At 63.2% G+C, this 24,480-nt stretch carries 24 protein-coding genes; 14 read left to right on the top strand and 10 right to left on the bottom strand.

The features are described 5' to 3' along the window. The first annotated feature begins 314 nt into the window (after positions 1-314). The 4 genes from AC1MGT_RS09720 to AC1MGT_RS09705 all read left to right on the top strand — a co-directional run bounded on the left by AC1MGT_RS09720 (position 315) and on the right by AC1MGT_RS09705 (position 4,716). The gene (locus AC1MGT_RS09720) at positions 315-1,427 is read left to right on the top strand and encodes an NADH:flavin oxidoreductase/NADH oxidase (RefSeq protein WP_499504008.1); all 1,113 of its coding nucleotides are present in this window, start codon (positions 315-317) and stop codon (positions 1,425-1,427) included. Positions 1,428-1,551: 124 nt separating this feature from the next. Then, positions 1,552-2,424, top strand: coding sequence for a head GIN domain-containing protein (locus tag AC1MGT_RS09715; RefSeq protein WP_499504007.1), 873 nt, complete (start codon positions 1,552-1,554; stop codon positions 2,422-2,424). 140 nt (positions 2,425-2,564) lie between these two features. Beyond that, positions 2,565-4,049 (top strand): APC family permease, encoded by a 1,485-nt coding sequence (locus AC1MGT_RS09710; RefSeq protein ID WP_499504006.1) that lies wholly within the window; start codon positions 2,565-2,567, stop codon positions 4,047-4,049. A gap of 16 nt (positions 4,050-4,065) precedes the next feature. Next, positions 4,066-4,716, top strand: a complete 651-nt coding sequence (locus tag AC1MGT_RS09705) for a CatA-like O-acetyltransferase (RefSeq protein ID WP_499504005.1) — start codon at positions 4,066-4,068, stop codon at positions 4,714-4,716. A gap of 396 nt (positions 4,717-5,112) precedes the next feature. Here AC1MGT_RS09705 and AC1MGT_RS09700 read toward each other — a convergent pair whose 3' ends face one another. The 3 genes from AC1MGT_RS09700 to AC1MGT_RS09690 form a co-directional block, all read right to left on the bottom strand. Beyond that, positions 5,113-7,272 (bottom strand): S46 family peptidase, encoded by a 2,160-nt coding sequence (locus AC1MGT_RS09700; protein ID WP_499504004.1) that lies wholly within the window; start codon positions 7,270-7,272, stop codon positions 5,113-5,115. Between the two features lie 163 nt (positions 7,273-7,435). Then, complete coding sequence (locus tag AC1MGT_RS09695) at positions 7,436-8,635, bottom strand: phospholipase D-like domain-containing protein (protein ID WP_499504276.1); 1,200 nt, start codon at positions 8,633-8,635, stop codon at positions 7,436-7,438. Between the two features lie 148 nt (positions 8,636-8,783). Then, positions 8,784-9,053 carry a GlsB/YeaQ/YmgE family stress response membrane protein gene (locus AC1MGT_RS09690; protein WP_123067791.1) on the bottom strand — a complete coding sequence of 90 codons (270 nt, stop codon included), beginning with the start codon at positions 9,051-9,053 and terminating at the stop codon, positions 8,784-8,786. Between the two features lie 281 nt (positions 9,054-9,334). Between AC1MGT_RS09690 and AC1MGT_RS09685 the strand changes: the two genes are divergently transcribed. Continuing rightward, complete coding sequence (locus tag AC1MGT_RS09685) at positions 9,335-10,657, top strand: hypothetical protein (RefSeq protein WP_499504003.1); 1,323 nt, start codon at positions 9,335-9,337, stop codon at positions 10,655-10,657. A gap of 112 nt (positions 10,658-10,769) precedes the next feature. On the opposite strand, the gene AC1MGT_RS09680 is transcribed toward AC1MGT_RS09685, so the two are convergent. The 3 genes from AC1MGT_RS09680 to AC1MGT_RS09670 all read right to left on the bottom strand — a co-directional run bounded on the left by AC1MGT_RS09680 (position 10,770) and on the right by AC1MGT_RS09670 (position 12,602). Next, entirely contained in the window at positions 10,770-11,339 is a 570-nt protein-coding gene (locus AC1MGT_RS09680) for a YceI family protein (protein ID WP_258835932.1), read from the bottom strand. Between the two features lie 145 nt (positions 11,340-11,484). After that, positions 11,485-12,057, bottom strand: coding sequence for a YceI family protein (locus AC1MGT_RS09675; RefSeq protein WP_499504002.1), 573 nt, complete (start codon positions 12,055-12,057; stop codon positions 11,485-11,487). Beyond that, positions 12,054-12,602, bottom strand: a complete 549-nt coding sequence (locus AC1MGT_RS09670) for a cytochrome b (protein WP_499504001.1) — start codon at positions 12,600-12,602, stop codon at positions 12,054-12,056. The genes AC1MGT_RS09675 and AC1MGT_RS09670 overlap by 4 nt, the downstream gene beginning before the upstream one ends. A gap of 148 nt (positions 12,603-12,750) precedes the next feature. Between AC1MGT_RS09670 and AC1MGT_RS09665 the strand changes: the two genes are divergently transcribed. Then, on the top strand, positions 12,751-14,733 hold the full coding sequence (locus AC1MGT_RS09665; protein WP_499504000.1) for a TOL_0244 family TonB-dependent receptor: 1,983 nt from the start codon (positions 12,751-12,753) through the stop codon (positions 14,731-14,733). An 82-nt stretch (positions 14,734-14,815) separates the two neighbouring features. On the opposite strand, the gene purB is transcribed toward AC1MGT_RS09665, so the two are convergent. Next, positions 14,816-16,195 (bottom strand): adenylosuccinate lyase, encoded by a 1,380-nt coding sequence (gene purB / locus AC1MGT_RS09660; RefSeq protein WP_499503999.1) that lies wholly within the window; start codon positions 16,193-16,195, stop codon positions 14,816-14,818. Between the two features lie 157 nt (positions 16,196-16,352). On the opposite strand from purB, the gene AC1MGT_RS09655 reads away from it, so the two are divergent. Further along, on the top strand, positions 16,353-16,970 hold the full coding sequence (locus AC1MGT_RS09655) for a glutathione S-transferase N-terminal domain-containing protein (protein WP_499503998.1): 618 nt from the start codon (positions 16,353-16,355) through the stop codon (positions 16,968-16,970). Further along, on the top strand, positions 16,967-17,902 hold the full coding sequence (locus AC1MGT_RS09650; protein ID WP_499503997.1) for a PfkB family carbohydrate kinase: 936 nt from the start codon (positions 16,967-16,969) through the stop codon (positions 17,900-17,902). The genes AC1MGT_RS09655 and AC1MGT_RS09650 overlap by 4 nt, the downstream gene beginning before the upstream one ends. Positions 17,903-17,957: 55 nt before the next feature. Here the strand turns inward: AC1MGT_RS09650 and bfr are convergent, their stop codons facing one another. Both bfr and AC1MGT_RS09640 read right to left on the bottom strand, forming a co-directional pair. Continuing rightward, positions 17,958-18,428, bottom strand: coding sequence for a bacterioferritin (bfr, locus tag AC1MGT_RS09645; protein WP_183556014.1), 471 nt, complete (start codon positions 18,426-18,428; stop codon positions 17,958-17,960). A gap of 251 nt (positions 18,429-18,679) precedes the next feature. After that, complete coding sequence (locus tag AC1MGT_RS09640; protein ID WP_183556015.1) at positions 18,680-18,889, bottom strand: (2Fe-2S)-binding protein; 210 nt, start codon at positions 18,887-18,889, stop codon at positions 18,680-18,682. A gap of 247 nt (positions 18,890-19,136) precedes the next feature. Between AC1MGT_RS09640 and AC1MGT_RS09635 the strand changes: the two genes are divergently transcribed. The 6 genes from AC1MGT_RS09635 (at position 19,137) to AC1MGT_RS09610 (ending at position 23,592) form a co-directional block, all read left to right on the top strand. Further along, positions 19,137-19,391 (top strand): FeoA family protein, encoded by a 255-nt coding sequence (locus AC1MGT_RS09635; RefSeq protein WP_482896485.1) that lies wholly within the window; start codon positions 19,137-19,139, stop codon positions 19,389-19,391. 4 nt (positions 19,392-19,395) lie between these two features. Then, complete coding sequence (gene feoB / locus AC1MGT_RS09630) at positions 19,396-21,276, top strand: ferrous iron transporter B (protein WP_499503996.1); 1,881 nt, start codon at positions 19,396-19,398, stop codon at positions 21,274-21,276. Between the two features lie 2 nt (positions 21,277-21,278). Further along, positions 21,279-21,539 carry a DUF6587 family protein gene (locus AC1MGT_RS09625; RefSeq protein ID WP_499503995.1) on the top strand — a complete coding sequence of 87 codons (261 nt, stop codon included), beginning with the start codon at positions 21,279-21,281 and terminating at the stop codon, positions 21,537-21,539. A 70-nt stretch (positions 21,540-21,609) separates the two neighbouring features. Further along, the gene (locus AC1MGT_RS09620; RefSeq protein WP_499503994.1) at positions 21,610-22,290 is read left to right on the top strand and encodes a glutathione S-transferase; all 681 of its coding nucleotides are present in this window, start codon (positions 21,610-21,612) and stop codon (positions 22,288-22,290) included. 90 nt (positions 22,291-22,380) lie between these two features. Beyond that, positions 22,381-23,163 (top strand): 5'-3' exonuclease, encoded by a 783-nt coding sequence (locus AC1MGT_RS09615; RefSeq protein WP_499503993.1) that lies wholly within the window; start codon positions 22,381-22,383, stop codon positions 23,161-23,163. A 33-nt stretch (positions 23,164-23,196) separates the two neighbouring features. Continuing rightward, on the top strand, positions 23,197-23,592 hold the full coding sequence (locus tag AC1MGT_RS09610; RefSeq protein WP_499503992.1) for a response regulator: 396 nt from the start codon (positions 23,197-23,199) through the stop codon (positions 23,590-23,592). A 6-nt stretch (positions 23,593-23,598) separates the two neighbouring features. Here AC1MGT_RS09610 and AC1MGT_RS09605 read toward each other — a convergent pair whose 3' ends face one another. Continuing rightward, the gene (locus AC1MGT_RS09605) at positions 23,599-24,333 is read right to left on the bottom strand and encodes a GAF domain-containing protein (RefSeq protein WP_499503991.1); all 735 of its coding nucleotides are present in this window, start codon (positions 24,331-24,333) and stop codon (positions 23,599-23,601) included. Positions 24,334-24,480: the final 147 nt, after the last annotated feature.

Raw genomic sequence — 24,480 nt, 5'->3', positions numbered from 1 at the left:
GACCAAGCGGGCCGCAGCCCGCTTTTTTTTGGTCGACGACACGTATTTCCATAACACAGCCGGGGTCAGGTCTGACATTCGGACACGGCCTCAGCCTTACAGCCGGGGTCAGGTCTGACATTCGGACACGACCTCAGCCTTATCCACCTGCAACGGTGTCTAGCCAGTATTAGCATGGCCCGGTGCCAGCTGGTCCCCATTACGCGATTGTCGAGGTCGTGTCCGAATGTCAGACCTGACCCCCGCTTTTTTTGGTCGACGACACGAATTTTCATGTCGGGCTAGACTGGTGCTCTTGATATGCAGGAGCCACCATGACCATGCTGTTTTCACCGTACTCGCTCGGCCCCCTCGAGCTGTCCAACCGTATTACCATCGCCCCGATGTGCCAGTATTCGGCTGTCGATGGCCTAGCCACTGATTGGCACATGATCCATCTTGGCAGCCTGGCGCTGTCCGGCGCCGCGCTGATCACATTAGAGGCCACCGCCGTCGTGCCGGAAGGCCGCATTTCCCCGAGTGACCTGGGTTTGTGGTCCGATGCGCACGCCGACGCGCTCGCGCCGGTTCTGGCGGCGATGCGTCGTCATTCACCCATCAAGATCGGCATCCAGCTAAGCCACGCGGGCCGCAAGGCGTCGACGAATGTGCCGTGGGACGGCGGCGCGCAGATCGCCCCCGACGCGGCCAACGGCTGGCAGACGGAAGGTCCGTCCGCCGTACCGCATACCGAGGGCGACGCCGCGCCGCTGGCGCTGGATGCCGCCGGCCTGGAACGGGTGCGTGACAGCTTCGTCGCTGCGGCACGCCGCGCGCACGCGCTGGGTTTTGATGCGATCGAGCTGCACGGCGCCCACGGCTACCTGCTGCACCAGTTCCTCTCGCCGCTGGCCAATCACCGCACCGACGCATACGGCGGCTCGCTCGAGAACCGCATGCGCTATCCGCTGGAAGTCTTTGCGGCCGTGCGCGCCGCCGTGCCGTCGATGACGCTCGGGATGCGCATTTCGGCCACCGACTGGGTCGACGGCGGCTGGGACCTCGAACAGAGCGTGCGCCTTGCGCAGGAACTCGAGCGCATCGGCTGCGACTTCATCCACGTGTCGAGCGGTGGCGTGTCGACCGCCCAGAAGATCCCGGTGGAGCCGGGCTACCAGATCGGCTTCGCCGAACGCATCAAGCGTGACACGGGCCTGCCGACGATCGGCGTGGGCCTGATCACCGAGGCGCGCCATGCTGAAGCGATTTTGCAGGCGGGCCAGGCGGACGTCATCGCCCTGGCGCGCGCGATGCTGTACGACCCGCGCTGGCCGTGGCACGCGGCGGCCGAACTGGGGGCGCAGGTGAGCGCGCCGCCGCAGTACTGGCGCTCGCAGCCGCACGAATTCAAGACGCTGTTCGACACCACGCGGCCTGGCAAGGGCTGACACGGTTCGCGCCTGGGGCATGCAGCCCACGGCGCCGTTTTTGCAGTTCGTCGCATGCAGCACGTTGGGGGGCAGGGCGGTTGGTAGAGTGCCATCACCCGAACAACAACCTGTCAGGACTGCCATGCGTACCCTCATCGCCCTTGCCGCTCTTGCTGCCCTTGCTGCCCTTGCCGGTTGCGCCATCATCGTCGCGCCGCAGGATGGCAGCGACATGCGCTTTCATACGTCGTGGAGCAGCGGGACGACGGAGGGGAACGGTGTCGCGGCGCGCGATGCCCGCGCCATCGCGGCGTTGCCGGCACTGGACGTGAGCGGCGCGCTGCCGGTCGATGTGCGCGTGGGGCCGGTCGCGTCGCTGGTGGTGGAAGCCGACAGCAACCTGCTGCCACTGATTCGCACCGAGACGCAGGGCGACACGCTGCGCATCTGGTCCGAGCAGAACCTGCGCACCAAGACGCCGCTGCGCATCATCTACACGACGCCGCGCTTGAGCGAGGTGCGTGCGTCGGGCGCGACCCGCGTCGACGTGGGCGGCCTGAATGGTGCACCGCTTGACGTTCGCAAGAGCGGTTCGGCGAGCGTGACGCTGGCTGGCAGCGCCGGCAACCTGCATGCGCGCGCAAGCGGCTCCGGTCTGCTGGATGCGGCCCGGCTCACCAGCAACAGCATCGATGTCACGCTGTCCGGGTCGAGCCGGATGCGCCTCGGACCAGTCAGCGGCGAGGTCGCGCGCATGGAGCTGAGTGGATCGAGTTCGCTCGAGGCCAGCGGCGCGGTGCGCTCGCTCAACGCCCGTGTGAGCGGCTCGGCCAGCGCCGATCTGGCGGGCCTGACGACGCAGGACGCCGACCTGGGCGCGAGCGGCGCTGGCAGCATCCGGGCCACGGTCAGGCAGTCGCTGTTTGCCCGTACCTCGGGCTCGGGCGGCATCCGCGTGTATGGCCAGCCGGCCCAGCGCAGCATGACGGGCGAGCGTATCCACCTGCTCGATTGAGGTCTTGTCGCGCGTGCAAACAAAATGTCTTCAGCGACAGCAGAGTCCCCTATAATCGCAGCTTCGTTTTGAGACTGCGTTTGGGGACTGCTTACCGGCGGCATCGAACGCGATTGCAACCGCGTACTGAAGGACTCGCCGTGAATCAGACTCTGGGCCAAAAGCTGCTACGTACCAAACCGGCGGGACGCCATCACGACGAGGGCACATCCGTTGGCGTTGCCGGCGCCTTGCCCGGCCTGCATCGCTCGCTCGGGCTGTTCCCGCTGACGATGATCGGCGTGGGTGCCACGATCGGTACCGGCATCTTTTTCACGATGGTCGAAGCGGTGCCGAAAGCCGGTCCTGCCGTCGTCCTCTCGTTTCTGCTCGCGGCGATCACCGCCGGCCTGACCGCGCTGTGCTACGCCGAACTGGCCGGGCGCGTGCCGGCATCGGGCTCCTCGTACTCGTTCGCGTATGCGACGCTGGGCGAATTCGCGGCGTTCATCGTCGCCGGCTGCCTGCTGCTCGAATACGGGCTGGCGGCCAGTGCGACGTCAATTGGCTGGTCCGATTACCTGAACAACTTCCTGCTCAACGCGTTCCACTGGCAGATACCGATCGAGTTGCGCTCGCCGATGTTCGTGTCGGACCACCATAACGTCTCGTTCAATCCGGGCCACATCAACCTGCCGCCGATCCTGCTCGTGATCATGTGCGGCATCATGCTGGTGCGCGGCACGAAGGAATCGGCCACGACCAACGCCATCATGGTGATGATCAAGCTGGCGATCCTGGTGTTCTTTGCCGCGATTGCGTTCACCGGTTTTGACGCCAACAACTTCCAGCCGTTCTTCAATATGGACGAGAGCAAGGGTTATGCGGGCATGGCCGGCGTGACCGCCGCGGCCGGCACCGTGTTCTTCTCGTTCATTGGCCTGGACACCATCGCCACCGCCGGCGAAGAGGTCAAGGACCCGCGCCGCAATGTGCCGATCGGGATCCTGTCGGCGCTGGTCATCGTCACCGTGTTCTACATGCTGGTGGCGATTGCCGCGATGGGCGCGCAGCCGGCGCACCTGTTCGAAGGCCAGGAAGCTGGCCTGTCGGTCATCCTGCAGAACGTGACGGGCCAGGCCTGGCCGGCGCTGATCCTGTCGGCTGGCGCCGTGGTGTCGGTGTTTTCGGTGACGCTGGTGACGATCTACGGCCAGACCCGCATCCTGTACGCGATCAGCCGTGATGGCCTGATCCCGAAAGTGTTCCAGAAAGTCAGCCCGCGTACGCAGGCACCGGTGGCCAATACGATCATCGTGTGCAGCGTCGTGGGGCTGGTGGCCGGCACGGTCGACTCGACCTTTTTGTGGGACATGGTCAGCATGGGCACGCTGACAGCGTTCATGGTGGTATCGATCGCGGTGCCGGTGATCCGCCACAAGCAGGGCCCTGACGCGCCACCTGGCTTCCGCGTGCCGTTCGGTCCATATGTGGTGCCGGGCCTGTCGGTGCTGGCCTGCCTGTACATCATGAAGGACTTGTCGAGCACGACGTTCCGCGTGTTCTTCATCTGGATGGGCGTGGCGGTCGTGACCTACTTCGTCTACAGCATGCGCAACAGCCGCCTGAACAAACAGCAGGCGTAAGCGGCTGGCGATCGCGATGGACAAGTTCGAACGACGGCGCGACCGCTTCGCGCTGTTCGACAGCATGGACAGCCCGGCGCTGAACCTGTGCTTCACGCTGACTCTGCCGGACCTGCGGCCGTGGTGCCGCGCGCAGGGCCTGGCGCCATTCCACGTGCTGCTGTGCGCCACGCTGCGCGCGGTGTTGAAGATCGAGAACTTCTGCTACCGTATCGTGGACGGCGAGGTCATCCGCATCCAACGCCTGAACCCGTCGTTCACCGTCACGAACGCCAATGACGACCTGAATTTCGCGATGTTCGCGTGGTCCGACGACCTGCACACGTTCGTCGCCCGCAGCCGTGCCGCCGGCGCCGAAGCCGCCGGCATGACGGCGTTGAACACGCAGTACGCAGCACTGTCACCGCGCGCAGCAAAAGAGCAAGTCTTCGTCACCTGCATCCCCTGGCTCGACTTCACCTCAATCCAGCACCCGACCGCAATGCTGGCGCAGCCCGACATCCCGTCCCTGGCCTGGGGGCGCTTTCGCGACGCCCCAAACGGCAATCTGACGCTGCCATTTTCCGTCCAGGCCCACCACGGCTTCGTCGACGGCCTCCACATCCACCGCCTGGCCACCCAAATCACCACCGAACTCACCACCATCCTCCAATTAGGGTCAGAGTAGAATTATTGGCCAATTGCCCCCGAGATAACTAGGGTCAGAGTCGCATTAACGGCTCATCCGCAAAAGTTGTCAAACAATTCGACTCTGACCCTAATTGTTTTTGAGGTGGTTTTCTGCTTGAGTTTGGTAGAAGTTACGGCACGTTCAAATACTCTCGGCATTACTTTCCTGCAGCTATTCAAACTCGCCAAATTTAACTAAAAATTAATTAGGGTCAGAGTCGAATTGTTGGCCAATTGCCCCAGAGATAACTAGGGTCAGAGTCGCATTAACGGCTCATCCACAAAAGTTGTCAAACAATTCGACTCTGACCCTAATTGTTGGGAATTTCTTTGGGATATTAAAAAGGCCGCGCTCCTTTCGGTAGCGCGGCCTTTGGCAGGATTGATACGCGATTTACAGCGCGTTCATTTCTTTCAGCAGGTTATCGGCCTTGTCGACATACTGCATATTCCACAGCATGTAACGGGTATCGACCTGGATCGAGCGGGTCATGGCTTTGTTGAAGTCCCAATCCGAAATAATCGAGTCGAGCGTGCCGTCGAATGCAAGGCCGATCAGCTCGCCCTTGGCGTTCAGTGCAGCCGAACCCGAGTTGCCGCCCGTGATGTCCAGCGTCGCCAGGAAGTTCACTGGCAGCGTTTTCAGTTTCGGGTCGACGTACTTGCCGAAGTTCTTTGCCTGGATGGCGGCCAGCTGGTTGTCCGGTGCGTCGAACTCGCCTTCGCCCGTGTGCTTGGCGGTGACGCCGGCCACGGTGGTGAATGCGGTCCAGCCGGTGGTGCCGTCGGCGCCTTGCGGGCGGCCGGCGATCTTGCCGAAGGTGACGCGCAGCGTGCTGTTGGCGTCCGGGTAGACGGCCTGGCCACGGCTGTTCATGTAGGCGATCTTGGCCTTCATGTAGTTGCCGTAGGCTTGCTGGATCTTGCCGGCCGACTCTTCCTGCTTTTCTTCATCCTTCATGTCGGCGTCGTACATTGCCACTGCTGCCTTGATGAAGCTGTCGTTCGATGCCTTGAACTCGGCTGGCGTCTTCTTGAGCCACGCAGTGCGCGCTGCCTTGTCGGCCAGCTTCGAGCCTGCATAGATGCGGTCGAGTGCAGCCTTCAGTTCGGCTTCGCTCATGCCGGCGCGGATGCCCAGTGCGGCGTCGAACGCGGCGTCGTGTTCGGCGGCAGGTTGCGCGTTGTACTTGGTCAGGAAGTTCAGTACCAGTGCCTTGTCGACTTTTTCGTCGTAGGTGCGGTCCTGGCCTTCGACGACGGACGTCAGGCGTGGCAGGTCGCGTTCCTGGTAGCCGGTCTTGCGCTCGGCGTCCGGCTTGGTGCGCTCGTTGGCCAGGCGGTACAGCGTGCGGGCCGACGACAGGAACTTCGGCTGCGCATAGGTCTGGAAGAAGCTCTTCTTCATGCCTGCATCGCGTTCGGCGATCAGCTTTTCGGCCATCTCGATGTCGGCTGCGTACTGCGCCTTGCGCGCGGCGTCGCCATTGACCCAGGCCTTGAGCGCGTTGTGCTCGGCCGTTTTACGCTGCAGGAAGTCGCTGCCCTGGTACGAGACCAGCATGCCCTTGCGATTCTTGTAGTAGTTGTTCACGCCCGCGATCTGGCCCGCATATTTCAGCCGGGCGGCCGGATCGTTCTTGGTTTCGCGGTCGATGATCGCCAGCGTCTCGCTCGAGGCCTGGATGAAGGCCGGGTAGTTCCAGTCGAACGTGAATGCCACTTCGGACGGCAGGCGGTGACGGTTCGTTCGGCCAGGGTAGCCCAGCACCATCACGAAGTCGCCTTCTTTCGGGTTGTCTTTCGCGATCTTGATGATGTGCTTTGGCTGGTACGGCACGTTGTCCTTCGAGAACTCGGCCGACTTGCCGTCCTTGCTGACATAGGCGCGGTAGAAACCGTAGTCGCCCGTGTGGCGTGGCCACATCCAGTTGTCGGTGTCGCCGCCGAACTTGCCGACGCCCGATGCCGGTGCATGCACCAGGCGCACGTCGCGGATCTCGAGCTGTTTCAGTCGATAGAATTCCAGGCCGCCGTAGAAGCTGGCCACGGTGCAGCGGTAGCCAGCATCTTTTTCGCAGGCCGCCACCAGGGTTTTCTGGTTCTTTTCGATGGCGTCGATACGGGCCTTACCGGTCAGTTTGGCGACTTCAGGGGTAATGACCTGGGCGCTGACATTGGCCACTTCGTCAGTGACATACACGCGGCTGCCGGGCGATGCTGGCAGCTCGTCGGCCATGGTCTTGGCCAGGAAGCCGTTGGCCAGCAGGTCGCGCTCGGGCGTCGAGTTGACGGCGATGCTGTTGTAGACGCAGTGGTGGTTGGTCACGACCAGACCTTGCGGCGAGACGAACGACGCCGAGCAGCCGCCCAGGCTCACGATCGCGCCCATCGGGAATTCAGTCAGCTTGGTCAGATTTGCCGGATCCAGCTTGAGGCCGGCGGCTTTCAGTTGCTTGGCTACTTGTGGCAGCTGTTGCGGCATCCACATGCCTTCGTCCGCTTGGGCGGCGAAGCTGGTCAGGATGGCGAGCGAGAGAAGGGTCTTTTTCATGCGCTTTGGTCTGGTTGGGAAGGGATATTCATGGACTCCGGAGAGTGTTCATGAGTATGGTTAATCCGCTATCGGATCGTCAACCTGTATTTCAGCAACACCAATGAAAAAGCCCGCGCCAGTATGGGCGCGGGCCTGCTTGCAACGGTGCGCGCAATTGCGCCTACAACTGCGCCTCGAACAGCGACACGAACCACGTCGCCGCGTGTTCCCACCAGGGCCGCTTGGCGAGTGCCTGGGCCGTCACCGGCTTGGCCAGTGCCCAGTCGGCGTCAAAGACGTCCGTCATCTGCACCGCAAACCCGGTATCGAGCACGTTCAGGTTCGCCTCGTCATTGATACTGAACGAGCGGTTGTCGAAGTTGGTCGACCCCACCGATACGAGCAGCTTGTCGACGATCAGCGTTTTGACGTGGTACATCGTCGGCTGGTATTCCGAGATCTGCACCCCGGCCGCCAGCAGCTCGGGCCAGCGGTCGCGCGAGGCGGCCCGCACGAGATCCGAATCGATGATGTGGCCCGGCGTGATCAGGCGTACCTTCACGCCGCGCCTGGCGGCGGCGATCAGTGTGCGCACCGTCAGTTCATCCGGCACGAAATACGAGGCCGACAAATCGATCGTCTCGCGTGCCGACGTGATCGCCATCAGGTACATCAGGTGCATGCTCTCGCTGCCGCCCGTGGGCGAACTGGAGAACATCTGCGCCGGCATCGTGCCCTTCGGCTGGAGCGGCGGGAAGTACGCCGCGCCATCAAGCACCACGCCCGTGGCCTTGGTCCAGTTGTCGTTGAACACGGCCTGCATCTGCCCGACGACCGGGCCTTCGACGCGGAAGTGGCTGTCGCGCCAGTGGTCTTCGTCCTGCGCGTTGCCGCGCCGTTGGTCGGCAATGCCCACGCCGCCCGTGAAGCCGACCGTGCCGTCCACGATCAGCAGCTTGCGGTGGGTGCGGTTGTTCATGCGCGCCAGCTTCCACCAGACCGGCTTGTGATAGCGCTGCACCTGCACGCCGGCCGCCTTCATCTTGTCGACCTGGGCGGTGTCCATCTTCATGCTGCCCATGAAGTCGAGCATCACGTGCACCTTCACACCGGCGCGCGCGCGCTCGGCCAAGGCCTCGGAAAATTCGGTCCCGATCGATTCCGACCAGTAGATATAGGTTTCCAGCGTAATCGTTTTTTTGGCCCCGCGAATAGCCTCGAGCATCGCAGGGAAAATCTGGTCGCCATTGAGCAGCGCCTCGACCTGGTTGCCTTCGATGATCGGTGGCCCCAGCAACACGCCAAGCGAGCGACGGAACTGCGGATCGGCCGTATCGTATTGCCGTGTCAGCTGGCGTTCGATCTGTTTTTCGCCCGGCATGAAATTCAATGCGAGCACCCCCAGTACGAGGGTGGCGGCTACTGTCAGCAACAGTGTCCAGAACTTTTTTGAGCTCATCAGTAAAATCGCAGAGGAAAAAAAACCAACGCACAAGGCGTTGGTTTTTTATGGGTGGCGAACCACCATATTAGCGAACGCGACCGCGACGCAGCAGATTCACGATGGCCAGCAGGATGACTGCACCCAGGAACGAGACCAGGAGCGAAGCAACACTGAAGTCGTCGGAATTGATGGTGCCGGTACCGAACAGTGGCGAGAGCAACCAGCCGCCCAGGAAGGCGCCGATGATACCGACCACAACGTTCAGGATGATGCCTTGCTCGGCATCGGTTTTCATGACCATGCTGGCCAGCCAACCCAGAATACCGCCAACGACGATCCAGATAATAAATAACATGGTGCTTCCTCCTCAAGTGAAAAGACATTATCCCCAGGCCCAACGAATGCCGAGACCATGTGAAAAAGTTTAGAGACGCCGCACCCCTGGGTCGGTGCGGCAGCGTACCTTCGATGACGAATTTGCATCGTTATGAAAATTCTTTGCGGCAAGATGCTGTCAGTCATCCGAGCGTGCGTCATCGAACAGAGCCAGAGAGCGCCGGGGCCTATGGTGAAGGTCCTTGGCAGCAACAGCTCATCCGTAGCCGGCTGCCGAAACCAACCAGCAAAGGATTCATCATGAGCAGCTTTGATACCAACCGCACCACGGATAACCAGCGCATGGTTACTGGCCTGTTCCCTGACCGTGCCAGCGCCGAGCGTGCGTATGGCACCGTGTCCGAGCGCGGCTACGACCGCGATGACGTCAACCTGATGATGTCCGACTCCACCCGTCAAACCCACTTCGCCGACACGGACACCGAACTGGGTACCAAGGCGGCTGAAGGTGCGGGCATTGGCGCCGGTATCGGCGGCACCATCGGCGCCGTGCTGGCCGGTATCGCAGCAGTGGGCACCACGCTGGTGCTGCCAGGCCTGGGCCTGGTCGTCGCCGGTCCTCTGGCAGCGGCGCTGGCAGGTGCTGGCGCGGGCGGTATCACCGGTGGCCTGATCGGCGCGCTGATCGGCGCCGGCATCCCGGAAGAACGCGCACAGCACTATGAAGAAGGCATCAAGGGCGGCGGCATCCTGCTGGGCGTGAATGCACGTTCGGATGAAGATGCAGCGCACATCCACAAATCGTGGACCGAGCAGGGTGGTTCGCACGTGCTGGGCGCTGGCCTGGGCGTGGCAGGCGGCGCGGCACTGGGCGCTACCGTCGGCACCGTTGCTGGTCCGATCGGCATGGCAGCAGGCGCGGTTGTCGGCGGCATCGCTGGCGGCATCGCCGGCCAGGGCGCAGCTGAAGTGGTCAATCCAAAAGCCAATGACGACCTGTCCGAGCACCATCTGGCCAAGGGCGTTGGCGCAGGTTCGGGCGCAGCAGCAGGCGCACTGGTCGGTGCTGTCGGCGGTCCGATCGGCATGGCAGCAGGCGCTGTCGTCGGCGGCCTGGCAGGCGGTGCAGCCGGCCGTGGCGCGGGCGAAGTGGTCAATCCAAAAGCCACCGACGAACTGAGCGACCATAACCTGGCGCAAGGCGTCGGTGCTGGTGGCGGCGCGACGGTTGGCGCCGTGATCGGTGCAGCAGCCGGCCCACTGGGCGTGGCGGCAGGCGCAGCGATCGGCGGCATGGTCGGCGGCGCAGCAGGCAAGGGCGTGGGCCATGTGGTCAATCCGAAAGCCGAGAATGACTACTGGCGCAACGAGTACCAGACCCAGCCTTACTACACGCCAGGCTACACCTATGACGACTACGAGCCAGCCTACGCTCTGGGTTACAACAACTACGACAAGTACGACGGCGGCTACGATGCCAACGAAGGTCGTCTGTCGACCGAGTGGGATCGCTCGAAAGGCAATTCGCGCCTGAGCTGGGACCAGGCCAAGTCGGCCACCCGCGCCGGCTGGCACCGTGTCGAGCGCGCGATCCCGGGCGACTTCGATCGTGATGGCCGTTAATCGGCACTGAGCTGCACTGAGCAGCACTGAGCAGCACTGATTCGTCAGCGCGCTGATCAAAAAAAATCCCCGCCGGTGCGAACCGGCGGGGATTTTTCATGGTCGAACCAGATTACTTTTTGACTGCTTCAACCTGGATTGCCAGCTTCACTTCCGGCGAGAAGTTCGGCAGGCCGAAGCTGATGCCGAAGTCGTCGCGCTTGAAGGTGCCGGTCACGTCCGCGCCGCATGCTTCTTTCTTGAGCATCGGGTGCATGATGCACTTAAACTTGTTGATCTGCAGGGTCAGTGGCTTGGTCACGCCGTGCAGGGTCAGTTCGCCGTCGACCGAGGTCGGCACGTCGCCCGTGAACTTGATCGCCTTCGACTTGAAGGTGGCGGTCGGGTATTTGGCAGCGTCGAAGATGTCCGGCTTTTTCGCGTGCTCGTTCATCTTTTCGTGGCCGAAATCGATGCTGTTGATGTCGACGGTGATGTCCAGCGAGCCGGTCTTTGCTTCGCGGTCGATGGTAACACTGCCGCTCGACTTGTTGAACTTGCCGCGCCACACCGACAGACCCATGTGGTCAGCTTCGAAGCTTGGGTAAGTGTGGTTTGGCTCGATGTCGTACGTGACTGGCGCGGCGAAGGCCGAGGTGGCGGCAAAGGCGGCGGCGGCTGCGATCAGGTGCTTGATGTTCATGGGTGCAATTCCTGTAAAAAAGTTGATAGAGATTTGTCGTGCAGCCGTAGGGTGGGCGGCTATGCCGCCCACGCGTTCAAACTGATCAAGCTTCGTTGAACGCGTGGACGGGGAACCCGTCCACCCTACGTGGTGGTGAATCAGTTTATTTTGCTGCGACAGCTGGTGCTGCGGTAACGCGAAACTTGATGACAACTTCATCGGCGACCATGCTCGTGTCTTTCCACTCGCCTTCGCCGATATTGAACGCCAGACGCTTGATTGGCAACTGGCCTTCGAACACGGTTTTCGCACCAGCCGCCTTGACCGTCAGCGGGAACGTGACATTGGCGCTCTTGCCTTTCAGGGTCAGCTTGCCCGACACCGTCAGCTTGCCGGCGCCGGCCGGTGCGATGCTGGTGGAGACAAAAGTGGCCTTCGGAAACTGCGCCGAATTGAACCATTCTTTCTTGGCCACTTCCTTGTTGTACATGGCGTCGCCGATATCGAAGCTGGCCGTCGTGATCTCGACGCTGGCGCTGGCCGCCGCCGGCTTGGCGGCGTCGTAATCGATCTGCGCCGCGAACGTGCGAAACGGTGCTTCCACCGGCACGTTCATCTGCTTGAAGACAGCTGAGACACTGCTGGCGGCAATGTCGGTCTTGAGTGGCGCAGCCTGCACGGCAGCGACGCTGCCGGCAACCAGGCTCACCAGCAGCAGGGCCTTGATGGCATTCATGGTTTTTCCTTCGGGGTAGGGATGGGGAGCATGCGCTGCATGATGCCGTCACGGTCGATGAGCAGGTGCTTGAGCGCGGCGAGCACGTGCAATGCCACCAGGCTGGCCAGCAGCATATTGAGCCAGTAGTGCAGGCCGCGCAGGATGTCGCGCAGCACCGGGTCGGGGCCGATCAGCACCGGCAACGGAAATTTGCTGAAATAAACGACCGGATAGCCGGCCGCCAGGCTGAAGAAATAACCGGACAGAGGCACGGCGAACATCAGCACATACAGCGCCAGATGCAGGCCGTGGGCGGCGCCATGCTGCCAGCGCGGCAACCCGGCAGGGTAGGCGGGTGGCTTGTTGAACAGGCGCCATAACAGGCGCAGCGCGGCCAGCGCCAGGATCGTCACGCCTGCCCACTTGTGCCAGCTCGTATAGCGCAGCTTGGCCATGCTGATGCCCTGGATGTCGGTCATCACGAGGCCAAGGGTGAAGGTGCCGATGATCGCCAAGGCCATCAGCCAGTGCAGCACGATCGCTGGAATCGAATAGCGGCGCATTTTTCTTATAAGTAATTAGTACGGGCTAGAACTAACTCACTATAGCAAAAAAGGCCGTCGTGGTGTTGACGCGCTTTTTCACGCCCAACAAGCCACACCGGATTGCAAAAGATACACCATCGCGTTCTGCCGAATGTAATATCTGGTTATGAGCGCATTCATACCCTGCATGCCGTTTGCCGCCAGCCCTCGTGTTGCTGCTGTCTGGGTTGCTCTTGTTTGCGCCGCGCCGGTCCTGGCGCTCGCCCATGGCCAGGCCAATCCTGTCGACCTGGCCGATCTGGCCGACCTGTCAATCGAGGAACTGGCTAATATCCAGGTGACATCGGTCTCGAAGCGCCCCGAGCGCCTGCAGGACGCATCGGCGGCGGTCTTCGTGATCACTGCCGACGACATCCGCAGCTCCGGCGCCGATTCGCTGCCCGAGGCATTGCGCCTCGCGCCCAACCTGCATGTGGCGCGCATCAATGGTTATGCCTATTCGATCAGCGCGCGCGGCATGAACAGCGGGCCGAGCGTCCTGTCCAACAAGATCCTGGTGCTGATCGATGGCCGCTCGGTCTATACGCCGCTGTTTGCGGGCGTGTTCTGGGATGCGCAGGACGTGCTGCTCGAAGACATTGCGCGCATCGAGGTGGTCAGCGGGCCGGGTGGCGTGATGTGGGGCCTGAACGCCGTCAGCGGCGTCATCAATATCAGCACGCGCTCGGCCCGCGATACGCAGGGCGGCATGGTGGCGCTGCACGGCGCCAGCGACAGCGTGGCCGGCGCGGCGTTTCGCCAGGGCGGCACGAGCGATGGCGGCGTCGCCTGGCGCGCGTATGGCAAGGTCACGCGGCGCAGCGACAGCGAGGGCATTGGTGGCGGGCGCATCGACGACGGTCACCGGCGCGCGCTGGTAGGCGTGCGCGCCGACTGGGACCAGGGCGCCGATGCCTTCTCGGTCATCGGCAATGTCAACCGCGGGCGCCTCGATCAGCCGGCACCCGGTGAACTGGCCACGCCGTTCGGCCCGGCCACATTTGGCCGTGTGCGATCGGACGGCGCCAACCTGCTGGCGCGCTGGCAGCGCACGCTCGACGCGGGCGCCAGCGTGTCGCTGCAAGCCTATCTCGACCATACGGTGCGCGAATCGCCGCCGCTGTTTGCCGAGCGCCTCACGACCGCAGACGTGCAGTTCCAGCACACGCTGGCCACCAAAGGCCGCCATGACCTGATGTGGGGCGCCAACTACCGCAGCACGCGTGACCGCGTCACCAACAGCCCCTGGGTCGCGTTCCTGCCGGCGCGCAAACTGCTGCGCTGGGGCAGCGTGTTTGTGCAGGATGACATCCTGCTGAACGACGACTGGCGCCTGACGCTGGGCAGCCGCGTCGAATACAACCATTACACCGGCATCGAATGGCTGCCGAGCGCGCGCCTGTCGTGGCGCCTCTCGCCCCAGCACGCGCTGTGGGCATCGGCCGCGCGCACGGTGCGCTCGCCCGCGCGATTGGACGTCGATGCCTGGGTGCCCGGCCAGCCACCGTTCATCCTGCGCGGCGGGCCGCACGTGCGCAGCGAAGTGGCGCCCGTGCTCGAACTGGGCTACCGCGGCCAGCCGGCAGCGGGGCTATCGTACACGGTCGTGCTGTACCACCACGATTACGACCACCTGCGGGGGCAGCAGATCGACCCCACCTTCAGTTATGTCGAGTTTGCCAGTCTGCTGGAAGGCCGCGCCAGCGGCATCGAAACCTGGGGCAGCTGGCAGGCACTGCCACGCTGGCGCCTGTCGGCCGGCTGGACGGCGCTGCACCAGCGCCTGGCCCTCAAACCCGGCGGCAACGACGTGATGGGCTTGAGCGCGGCGCGGCGCGATCCGTCCCATACGCTGCAACTGCGGTCGCACTACACCATCGACGATGCGCGCGAGATCAACGTCACGCTGCGCCGCACTGGCGAGATGCCGGCGTCGCGCATTGCGTCAGCGACGGCGCTCGATGCACGCTTCGGCTGGCGCTTGCGGCCGGGCGTGGCCTTGTCGGTGTATGGCGAGAACCTGAATGGCGGGCACGCGGAATTCGGCTCGACCACGTATTGGGCAGAGTTCGAGCGGCGCGTGGGGGGGAAGGTCAGGTGGGATTACTGATGCGCCGGGGCCGGCGCATCGTGGATGGAGAACAGACGCAGATGCATGCGCGATGCCGCCGTTGGCGGCATCGCGCATGGCATCAGATCTCTGCCGCCAGCTTGGCGGCCAGCCCGATGTAGTTTGCCGGCGTCATCGCCAGCATCAGGTCTTTCGCTTCCTGCGGCACGGCCAGCGTTCCAATGAATTCACGCAGCGCGTCGCGGGTGATGCCCTTGCCGCGCGTGAGTTCCTTGAGCTGCTCGTACGGGTTCTCGATGCCATAGCGGCGCATCACGGTCTGTACCGGCTCGGCCAGCACTTCCCAGTTCGCGTCCAGGTCCTGCTCGAGGCGCGCTGCATTCACTTCCAGCTTGTTCAGGCCGCGCAGGCAGCTGTCGTAGGCCAGCAGCGTGTAGCCGAAGCCCACGCCGATATTGCGCAGCACCGTCGAGTCGGTCAGGTCGCGCTGCATGCGCGAGACCGGCAGCTTGTCGGCCATGTGGCGCAGCAGCGCGTTGGCCAGGCCCAGATTGCCTTCCGAGTTTTCGAAGTCGATCGGGTTGACCTTGTGCGGCATGGTCGACGAACCGATTTCGCCGGCTTTCAGCTTCTGCTTGAAGTAGCCCAGCGAAACGTAGGTCCAGATGTCGCGGTTCAGGTCCAGCAGGATCGTGTTGGCGCGCGCGAACGCGTCGAACATCTCGGCCATGTAGTCGTGCGGTTCGATCTGGATCGTGTACGGGTTGAAGGTCAAGCCCAAGCGCGTCTCGATGACGTCCTTCGAGAACGCCGGCCAGTCGAAGCCCGGATAGGCCGACAGGTGCGCGTTGTAATTGCCGACTGCACCGTTCATCTTGCCCAGGATTTCGACGTCAGCGATGCGCTTCATGGCGCGCTGCAGGCGGGCGACGACGTTGGCCATCTCCTTGCCCAGCGTGGTCGGGCTGGCCGTCTGGCCGTGGGTGCGCGACAGCATCGGCAGAGCCGCATTGGTATGCGCGATCTCGGTCAGCTTGGCGATGATCGCCTGCAGCGCCGGCAGCATCACGCCATCGCGCGCCGCTTTGAGCATCATGCCGTGCGACGTGTTGTTGATGTCTTCCGAGGTGCAGGCGAAGTGGATGAATTCGCTGGCCGCGACCAGTTCCGGCACGTCCTTGACCTGCTCCTTGAGCCAGTACTCGACCGCCTTGACGTCATGGTTGGTGACCGCTTCGATTTCCTTGATGCGGGCCGCGTCCTTCTCGCCGAAGTTGGCCGCCATGCCGTCGAGGTGGGCGATCGCTTCGCTCGAGAATGGCTTGATCTCGGCGAAGCCGGCCTGCGACAGCGCCTGCAGCCACGCGATTTCCACCTTCACGCGGTGGTGCATGAAACCCGTTTCCGACAGGATGGGACGCAGCTTGTCGGTTTTGGTGGCGTAACGGCCATCGAGCGGGGACAGGGCCGACAGGGTCGGCGACAGAGCAGTAGAGGTCATGGCGGGCGTGTCGGTCAAAAACGCGGATTTTACCACTGGCCGGCCGTCCACCTATTGCCGATGCTGCGATGTTGCAGCGCACCGCAGCGGTGGCGGTGCAGGTTTTGCCGCTGGGGCCGATGCTATACTGAAGTCCAATTTCCACTTGCGTACATCCATGAAACTCATCGGTTCCATTGCCAGCCCATACGTGCGCAAGGTGCGTGTCGTGCTGGCCGAGAAAAAGCTCGACTGCGCCTTCATCCTTGAAGACGTCTGGTCGGCCGACACCACCATCGCGCAGACCAACCCACTGGGCAAGGTGCCATGCCTGCTGATGGATGACGGCAGCGCCCTGTACGATTCGCGCGTGATCGCCGAATACCTCGACACGCTCACCCCGGTATGCAAGCTGCTGCCGCCGAACGGGCGCGAACGGGCCGAGGTCAAGGTCTGGGAAGCGCTGGCCGATGGCGTGCTCGATGCGGCCGTGCTGGTGCGCCTTGAAAGAACGCTGCGGCCAGAAGCGCAGCAAAGTCCCGAGTGGATCGCCCGCCAGTTGGGCAAGGTGAATACCGGCCTGCGCGTGATGTCCGAGCGCCTGGGTGAGGGCGCTTTCTGCCGCAGCAACCAGTACACGCTGGCCGACGTCGCCGTGGGCTGCGCGCTGGGCTGGCTCGCGTTCCGCTTCCCCGAGATCGACTGGCGCGGCGACTACCCCAACCTGGCGCGCCTGTTTGATAAACTGTCCGAGCGCCAGTCGTTCAAGGACACCGTGCCTGTCGTCGCCGCATGATGGACAACAACCTGTTCACGACAGTCATCTTCGGCGAAGCGCTCGTCGACGATTTCAACAACGAGCAGATCGTCGGCGGTGCGCCGTTCAATGTGGCGCGCCACCTGTCTGCTTTCATGGCGCCGTGCCTGGCGATCACGCGCATCGGCGACGATCGCAGCGGCCAGCTGGTGCGCGCCGAATTCGAGCGCTTCGCCATGAGCGACGCCGGGTTGCAGGTCGATCCGATCGAAGAAACCGGCCGCGTGCTGGTCGAGCGCGGTCCGCGCGGCCACCGCTTCACGATCCTGCCGCACCAGGCCTACGACTTCATCGACGCCTCCACTGCCGGCGCCGCGCTGGCGGGCGTGCAGCCGGCCATGGTCTATTTCGGCATGCTGGCCCAGCGCAACCTGCAGTCGCGCGCCGCCCTGACGGCGGTGCTGGCGGCCAGCAGCGCGCCACGCTTTCTCGACCTGAACCTGCGCGAAGGCCAGTACGACGAACGCGGCGTGGCCCGCTCGCTGGACGCGGCCAATATCGTCAAGGTCAATGAAGAAGAATTGCAGGCGCTGTTCGGCTGGTACTGCCAGATCCAACCCGACGCCCCGGCGTTGTCGGCCGACGAAGTGCGCGCGTCCTGCCAGGCCTTGCTGACGATGTTTTCGCTCGACGCGCTGATCGTCACGCTGGGCCACCGCGGTTCGGTGTACTTCGGCAGCGATGGCAGCGCGCTCAAGAACCACGACACGCCGGCGCCGCCGTTCGTCATCGATACGGTGGGGGCGGGCGACGCCTTCTCGGCTATTTTCCTGCTCGGTACGGCGCGCGGCTGGCCACTGGACGTCACGCTCTCGCGCGCGAACGAATTCGCCGGTGCGATCTGCGCGATACCGGGTGCGGTGCCAAGGGATATGGGGTTTTACGACAAATGGATGACGCGCTGGCGCTGATAGTGGGCGCTGGCAGCTGAGACGCCGGACTCCCGCGGGGAATCCGGCTGGTGGCTTATTCGCCGATCTGGGTTTGCAGGTAGTTCTGGATACCGATCTTGACGATCAGGTCCAGCTGCGTCTCCAACCACTCGATGTGCTCTTCGGTGTCTTCGAGAATCATCAGCAGCAGATCGCGCGAGACGTAATCGGCTGCCGCTTCGCAGGCGCCGATGCCTTCCTTGACCGTCACGTGCGCGGCACGTTCGAGTTTCAGGTCGCATTCGAGCGTTTCCTGCGTCGACTCACCAATCATCAGCTTGTGCAGCGCCTGCAGGTTTGGCAGCGCGTCGAGCATCAGGATGCGTTCGATCAGCTTGTCGGCGTGCTTCATCTCGCCGATCGATTCGTCGTATTCCTTCTTCGCCAGCTTGTCCAGGCCCCAGTGGCGATACATGCGCGCGTGCAGGAAGTACTGGTTGATCGCGGTCAGCTCGTTGGTCAGCTGTGCGTTCAGCAGACGGATGACGTTTGGATCGCCTTTCATGGGGTGCCCTCGGTAATGTGTTGAATGACCTCCATGATAGCAAACAGAGAGCCATTAAAACGCTAGAAATTGCGCGAAAATGGGTAAAAAAGCGCATTAAATAACGCGAAATGTGCCATTTTTGAGCGTAATAGCAACCGTTCTCAGTTCACTGTGCGAACGGTTCTCACTACCTGGTGACGTGGTTACGGCCGACGAAAAAAAGCCCCGCACAGATTGCGAGGCTCGTGCTACCGGAAAATCAGAGAAGGTCAGGCAGCCTGCGGCAGGCGGCGCACTTCGGTAACGGTGGTCTTGCTGTCGATGTGCTCGTGCAGCACTTCGCGTGCATAGCTGACGCAGGTGCCGCACATGGTGCCCACGCCCAGCTCCTTGCGCAGTTCGGCGATCGACGAGATGCCCAGTTCAGCAGCCTGGCGGATTTCACGGTCGGAGATGTTATTGCAGACACAGACGATCATTGGAGCAACCCTTTTGAAACAACCATTGCAGTTTAGTCTATAAAATGCGAATCATTCTCATTTGCGTTGCTATTTTCTGTAAACTCGACCGTGAACGCAAGCGAAATTTTCGGTTCGACCGTACTTTTTTGGACTTGACCGTCTGGCAATGACAAGCTGCAAATAGAAATAATTCCTATTTAGGTTTATGATACCGGGATCGTTCCAGTCGCTGTCTCATACGCGCAACAATTTTTCGGAAGCCGCCATGACCCACGCCGCATTGCCAACCCTCGACTCGCTCAAGACGGGCCAGAGCGCCACCGTCGTCCATCTTGCGCGCGGTGCGCAGGAGGGCGGCATCGACGTCCAGCGCCGCCTGATGGAGCTGGGCTTCGTGCCGGGCGAGCGCATTCGTGTGCTCAAGCGCGTGCTGGGCGGTCCGCTGGCCGTCAAGGTCGGTGAATCCACCTTTGCGCTGCGCCGCTTCGAAGCCGCCCTCGTCTCGATCAAGGCGGACTAGTCGCATGGGTGTCATGGAATCGCAAGTCGCGTCACGCACGCCACTGGTCGCACTGCTGGGCAATCCCAACTGCGGCAAGACCGCACTCTTCAACCGCCTGACCGGCGCGCGCCAGAAGGTCGCCAACTACGCCGGCGTCACGATCGAACGCAAGGAGGGCAGCTTCACGTCGCCCGCCGGGCGCGCGTTTCGCGTGCTCGACCTGCCGGGCGCCTACAGCCTGAATGCGCAGACGCCCGACGAAGGCATCACGCGCGACGTGGTCGCAGGCCTGCGCGCCGGTGAAGTGCCGCCGGACGCCATCCTGTGCGTCGTCAACGCCACCAACCTGCGCCTGAACCTGCGCCTGGTGCTCGAGCTGCGCCGTCTCGGCCTGCCGATGGTGCTGGCGCTGAACATGGTCGACGTGGCCAAAAAGCGCGGCATCGAAATCGATACCGCCAAGCTCTCGCAAGAGCTGGGCATGCCGGTCGTCGAGACCGTCGCGATCCAGTCCGGCGGCGAAAAAGCCTTGCTGGCCCAGCTCGACGCGATGCCGTTCGGCGTGCCGGTAACGCCCAAGCCGCTGTCGGCGATCGACGAAGTGTCGGTCGAAGATACCCAGCGCGAAGTGCGCCGCATCCTCGCCGCTGCCGTCTCGACGGCCAAGGACACCGGCAACCTGAGCGAAAAGATCGACGGCGTCGTGCTGCACCCGGTCGCCGGTCCGATCATCCTGGCACTCTTGATGTTCGTGATTTTCCAGGCCGTGTTCAGCTGGGGCGACGCACCGATCGAACTGATCGAGGCGGGCATGGGCGCCTTTGGCGAGATGGTCGGCTCATGGATCGGCGAGGGCATGCTGCATAGCCTCATCGTCGACGGCATCATTGCCGGCGTGGGCAGCGTGCTCGTGTTCCTGCCGCAGATTCTGATCCTGTTCTTCTTCATCCTGCTGCTGGAAGACGTCGGCTACCTGCCGCGCGCCGCGTTCCTGCTCGATCGCATCATGGGCAGCGTGGGCCTGTCGGGCCGCTCGTTCCTGCCGCTGTTGTCGTCGTTTGCCTGCGCCATCCCGGGCGTGATGGCTGCGCGCACGATCCAGAATCCGCGCGACCGCCTGGTGACGATCATGATCGCGCCATTGATGACGTGTTCGGCGCGCCTGCCGGTGTATGCGCTCCTGATCGCCGCGTTCATTCCCGACCGCGTCGTGGGCGGCTTCATGAACCTGCAGGGCATCGTCTTGTTCGTGCTGTACCTGGCCGGCATCCTGTCTGCGATGGCGGTGGCCTGGTTCATGAAGCGCCGCAACGGCTACAAGCAGCATGCGCTGATGCTCGAACTGCCGGCCTACCACTGGCCGCATCCGCGCGGCCTGGCCTCGGGCCTGCTCGAACGCGCCAAGATCTTCCTGATGCGCGTCGGTACGCTGATCCTGGCCATGATGATCCTGCTCTGGCTGTTCTCCAGCTTCCCCGGCGCACCGGAAGGCGCGACCAATCCGCCGATCTACTACAGCGTGGCAGGCATGATCGGCCGCGCACTCGAAGTCGTGCTGGCCCCGATCGGCTTCAACTGGCAGATCGCCATCGCGCTGGTGCCGGGCATGGCCGCGCGTGAAGTGGCCGTCGGCGCGCTGGGCACCGTGTACGCGCTGTCGGGCGGCGATGAAGTGGGCAACACGCTGGCACCGCTGATCGCCCAGTCGTGGTCACTGGCCACCGGCCTGTCGCTGCTGGCCTGGTATGTCTATGCGCCGCACTGCCTGCCAACGCTGGCCACCGTGGCGCGCGAAACGGGCAGCCGCAAATATGCCTGGATCATGGCCGGCTACATGTTCGCGCTGGCCTACGTGGCGGCGTTCATCGTCTACCGCGTCACGCTGGCCTTCACCGGAGCATAACCATGCAAGAACTGACCGTCATCGTCATCGTTGCCATCGCCGCGCTGTACCTGGGCGCGAAATACCTGCCGGCCCCCCTGCGTGCACGCGTGGTGCTGGCGCTGACGAAGGGCGGCCGCCAGTCGGCGCTGGCGCGCTGGCTGGATACCAGCAGCGGTGGCGCCTGCGGTGGCGGCAGCTGCGGCAGCTGCGCCCCGAAAGCCGCGGCGCCGGCGCCGCAGGGCGCGGGCAAGCACCGCGTCATCAAGCTGCACCAGCGCTAGCGCTAGCGGGCTGCAGGTGCGTGGCCAACGGTGCTAAGCTGGCCGCCATCTCCACTTTCCTGTCCACGCCATGATCGTCGTCCACCACCTGAACAATTCGCGCTCGCAGCGCATCCTCTGGCTGCTCGAAGAACTCGGACTCGAGTACGAGATCAAGCGCTACCAGCGCGATCCCAAGACGATGCTGGCCCCGCCCGAACTCAAGGCCGTGCACCCGCTGGGCAAATCGCCCGTGATCACCGATGGCGACCTCGTGGTGGCCGAATCAGGCGCCATCGTCGAGTACCTCACGGCGCGCGCATCCGACACGGATGCCCCACGCCTGGTGCCGGCCGCCCGCACGCCGGCGCGCCTGCGCTACACGCACTTTTTGCACTTCGCCGAAGGCTCGATGATGTCGCCGCTGCTGCTCAAGCTCGTGTTCGACAAGATCGAAACCACGCCGATGCCGTTCTTTGCCAAGCCGATCGCGCGCGGCATCGCGCAGAAGGTCAAGGGCAGCTTCGTGCTGCCGCAGATCGCGCTGCAGCTGGGTTACCTCGAAGCCGAACTGGGCAAGCACCCGTGGTTTGCCGGTGAAGAATTCAGCGCCGCCGACATCCAGCTGAGCTTCCCGCTGGAAGCGGCTGCCTCGCGTGGCGGGCTCGACGCCAAGTACCCGAACCTGACCGATTTCCTGGCCCGCATCCATGCGCGGCCGGCGTATCGCCGCGCGCTCGAGCGCGGTGGCGAATACGCGTACGCGACGTAGGGCCAGTTCCCACCACGGTCGCGCATCTTCCCGCGACCGTGCAACCGGTTTATGATGGGCGCCTTCCACGTCTCTTCATGCCCACATCACATGTCTAACCCGGGAAAGCTGCTCGCGATCGACGGCCTGAACATCGTGCGCCGCGTCTACGAAGCCAGCCCCGAGCCCGATTCCGACCTGAAGGCCAGCATCGCGCTGCGCCATGCGTTCTCGTCGTTTCGCCACGTGCTCGAGGCGCATGCGCCGACCCACGTGCTGGCCGCTTTTGATCATGGCGGCCCGACCTGGCGCCATGCGCTGTATCCGCGCTACCGCGAGGGCAGGGCGGCGATGCCGTCCGAACTGCGCGCAGCGCTGCCCGAATTTCACGACCGCCTGCGCGCGGCTGGCCTGCATGTGCTGATGGTGCCCGAGGTCGAAGCCGACGATGTGATCGCCACCGGCGTGATGCGCTGGCTGTCCGAAGGCCGCGGCACGGCGGTCGTGGCCACCACCGACAAGGACCTGCATCCTTTGATCGCGCACGGCGCGCTGGTGTGGGATCATTTCAAGAACGAGTGGCACGACGACGCCTGGGTCCGTGCACGCTTTGGCGTGGCGCCCGAGCAATTGCACGACCTGCTGGCGCTGATGGGCGACCCGACCGATGGCGTGCCGGGCGTATCGAAAGTGGGCATGAAAACGGCGGCGCGCCTGCTGGGGGCGTATGGCAATCTCGAGGCCGTGATGGCCGGCGCCGGCATCCTCAAGACGCCGCTCGGCGAGAGATTACGCGCCGAGCGTGAGATACTGGAGATGTCACGCTGTCTGGTGTCGCTGAAACTGGACGTGCGCCTGGGCGTGACATGGAAGACACTGGCGTACGAAGGCTGATTTCTTCAGCGCACTGACAAGGAATGTGAAGCTATGCTCAAAGCGGTCATCGTGGATGCAAACGCCGTCTCGCGCTCGACGCTCGGCACCGTGCTGGCTGACGGCAGCTACAACGTGGTCGGCGCCACGCACACCAGTGCGCTGGGGCTTGCGCTGGCGGTCAAGCACCACCCGCACGTGATCTGCATCGCGCGCGAACAGGTCGAGGATGGCAGCGACGTGGTCGAGCAGCTGCGCGCAGCGCTGCCCAAGACGCTCGTGTTTCTGGTATCGGGCACGCTCGACGCCGCCGCAGTCCAGAGCGCACTGGCGCGGGGCGTGCACGGCTTCATCGTCAAGCCGTTCAAGGCCGACACCGTGCTCAAGACGATCCGCAATACCGTCATTGCGTTCGTCAAGCAGCAGCAGGCGCCGGGCAAGCCGGGCTGATACAGGCTATGCGCGGCGCTGCACTTCGTCCGACGCGAGCACGGCCAGTTCACGCAGTGCGCGCATTTCGCGCTCGCGCAGGCGGCGCGGCTCGGTATCGAGCACGCACAGCGAACCCAGCGCGAGCCCGTCGGCGGTGCGTACCGGGTAGCCGGCATAAAAACGGATGAACGGTGCGCCGGTGACCAGCGGGTTGTCGGCAAAGCGCGGGTCAGCACTGGCATCCTCGACTACAAAAGGCTCATCCTGCATCAGCGCATGACTGCAGAAGGCCGAGGAGCGCGTGGTTTCGCGGTTTTCCATCCCGACGTGCGACTTGAACCACTGGCGCTCTGCTGACAACAAGGTGATCAGGGACATGGGGCAGCCCGTGGCGTGGCCGGCGAGCCACGTCAGGCGATCGAAGGCAGCGTCATCTTCCGAATCCATCAGGCCGCTTTGAGCGAGCGCTGCCAGCCGCTGTGCCTCATTGGCCGGGACAGGATAGTCAGGCGCCGCAGCTGGCAGGAACTCCGCAGCCACTGGCGCACTTGTCGCCTTGCCGGCGTCTTTTAATGCAACGCGCTCGCGCACCAGGCGCATCACGGCGCTGTAATGCACACGGCGATGGCCGCCTGGCGTCTTCCAGGCTGGCAAATCACCGCTCTCCATCCATACTTGGGCCGTACTGACAGCAACACCAAGCAACTGCGCTGCTTCGCGGGTAGTCAGTATCGGATCGTTAAATTCATGTGTTTTCATGACATCGTTCGTGTGATTTGCTGATTTTATTTTACACGAAGCAACTAAAAATGACGAATACAACGATTCGCTTGAAAATAATGATTGACCTTAAGTTTTTTATTAGCAACAATAGATTCTGTCCGTCATATCCGTCATATTTACGCG

The organism is Telluria sp. BA11 (genome assembly GCF_056680305.1).
Note: the sequence above shows the minus strand (reverse complement) of the source record. Positions and strands in the feature narration are given on the sequence as shown.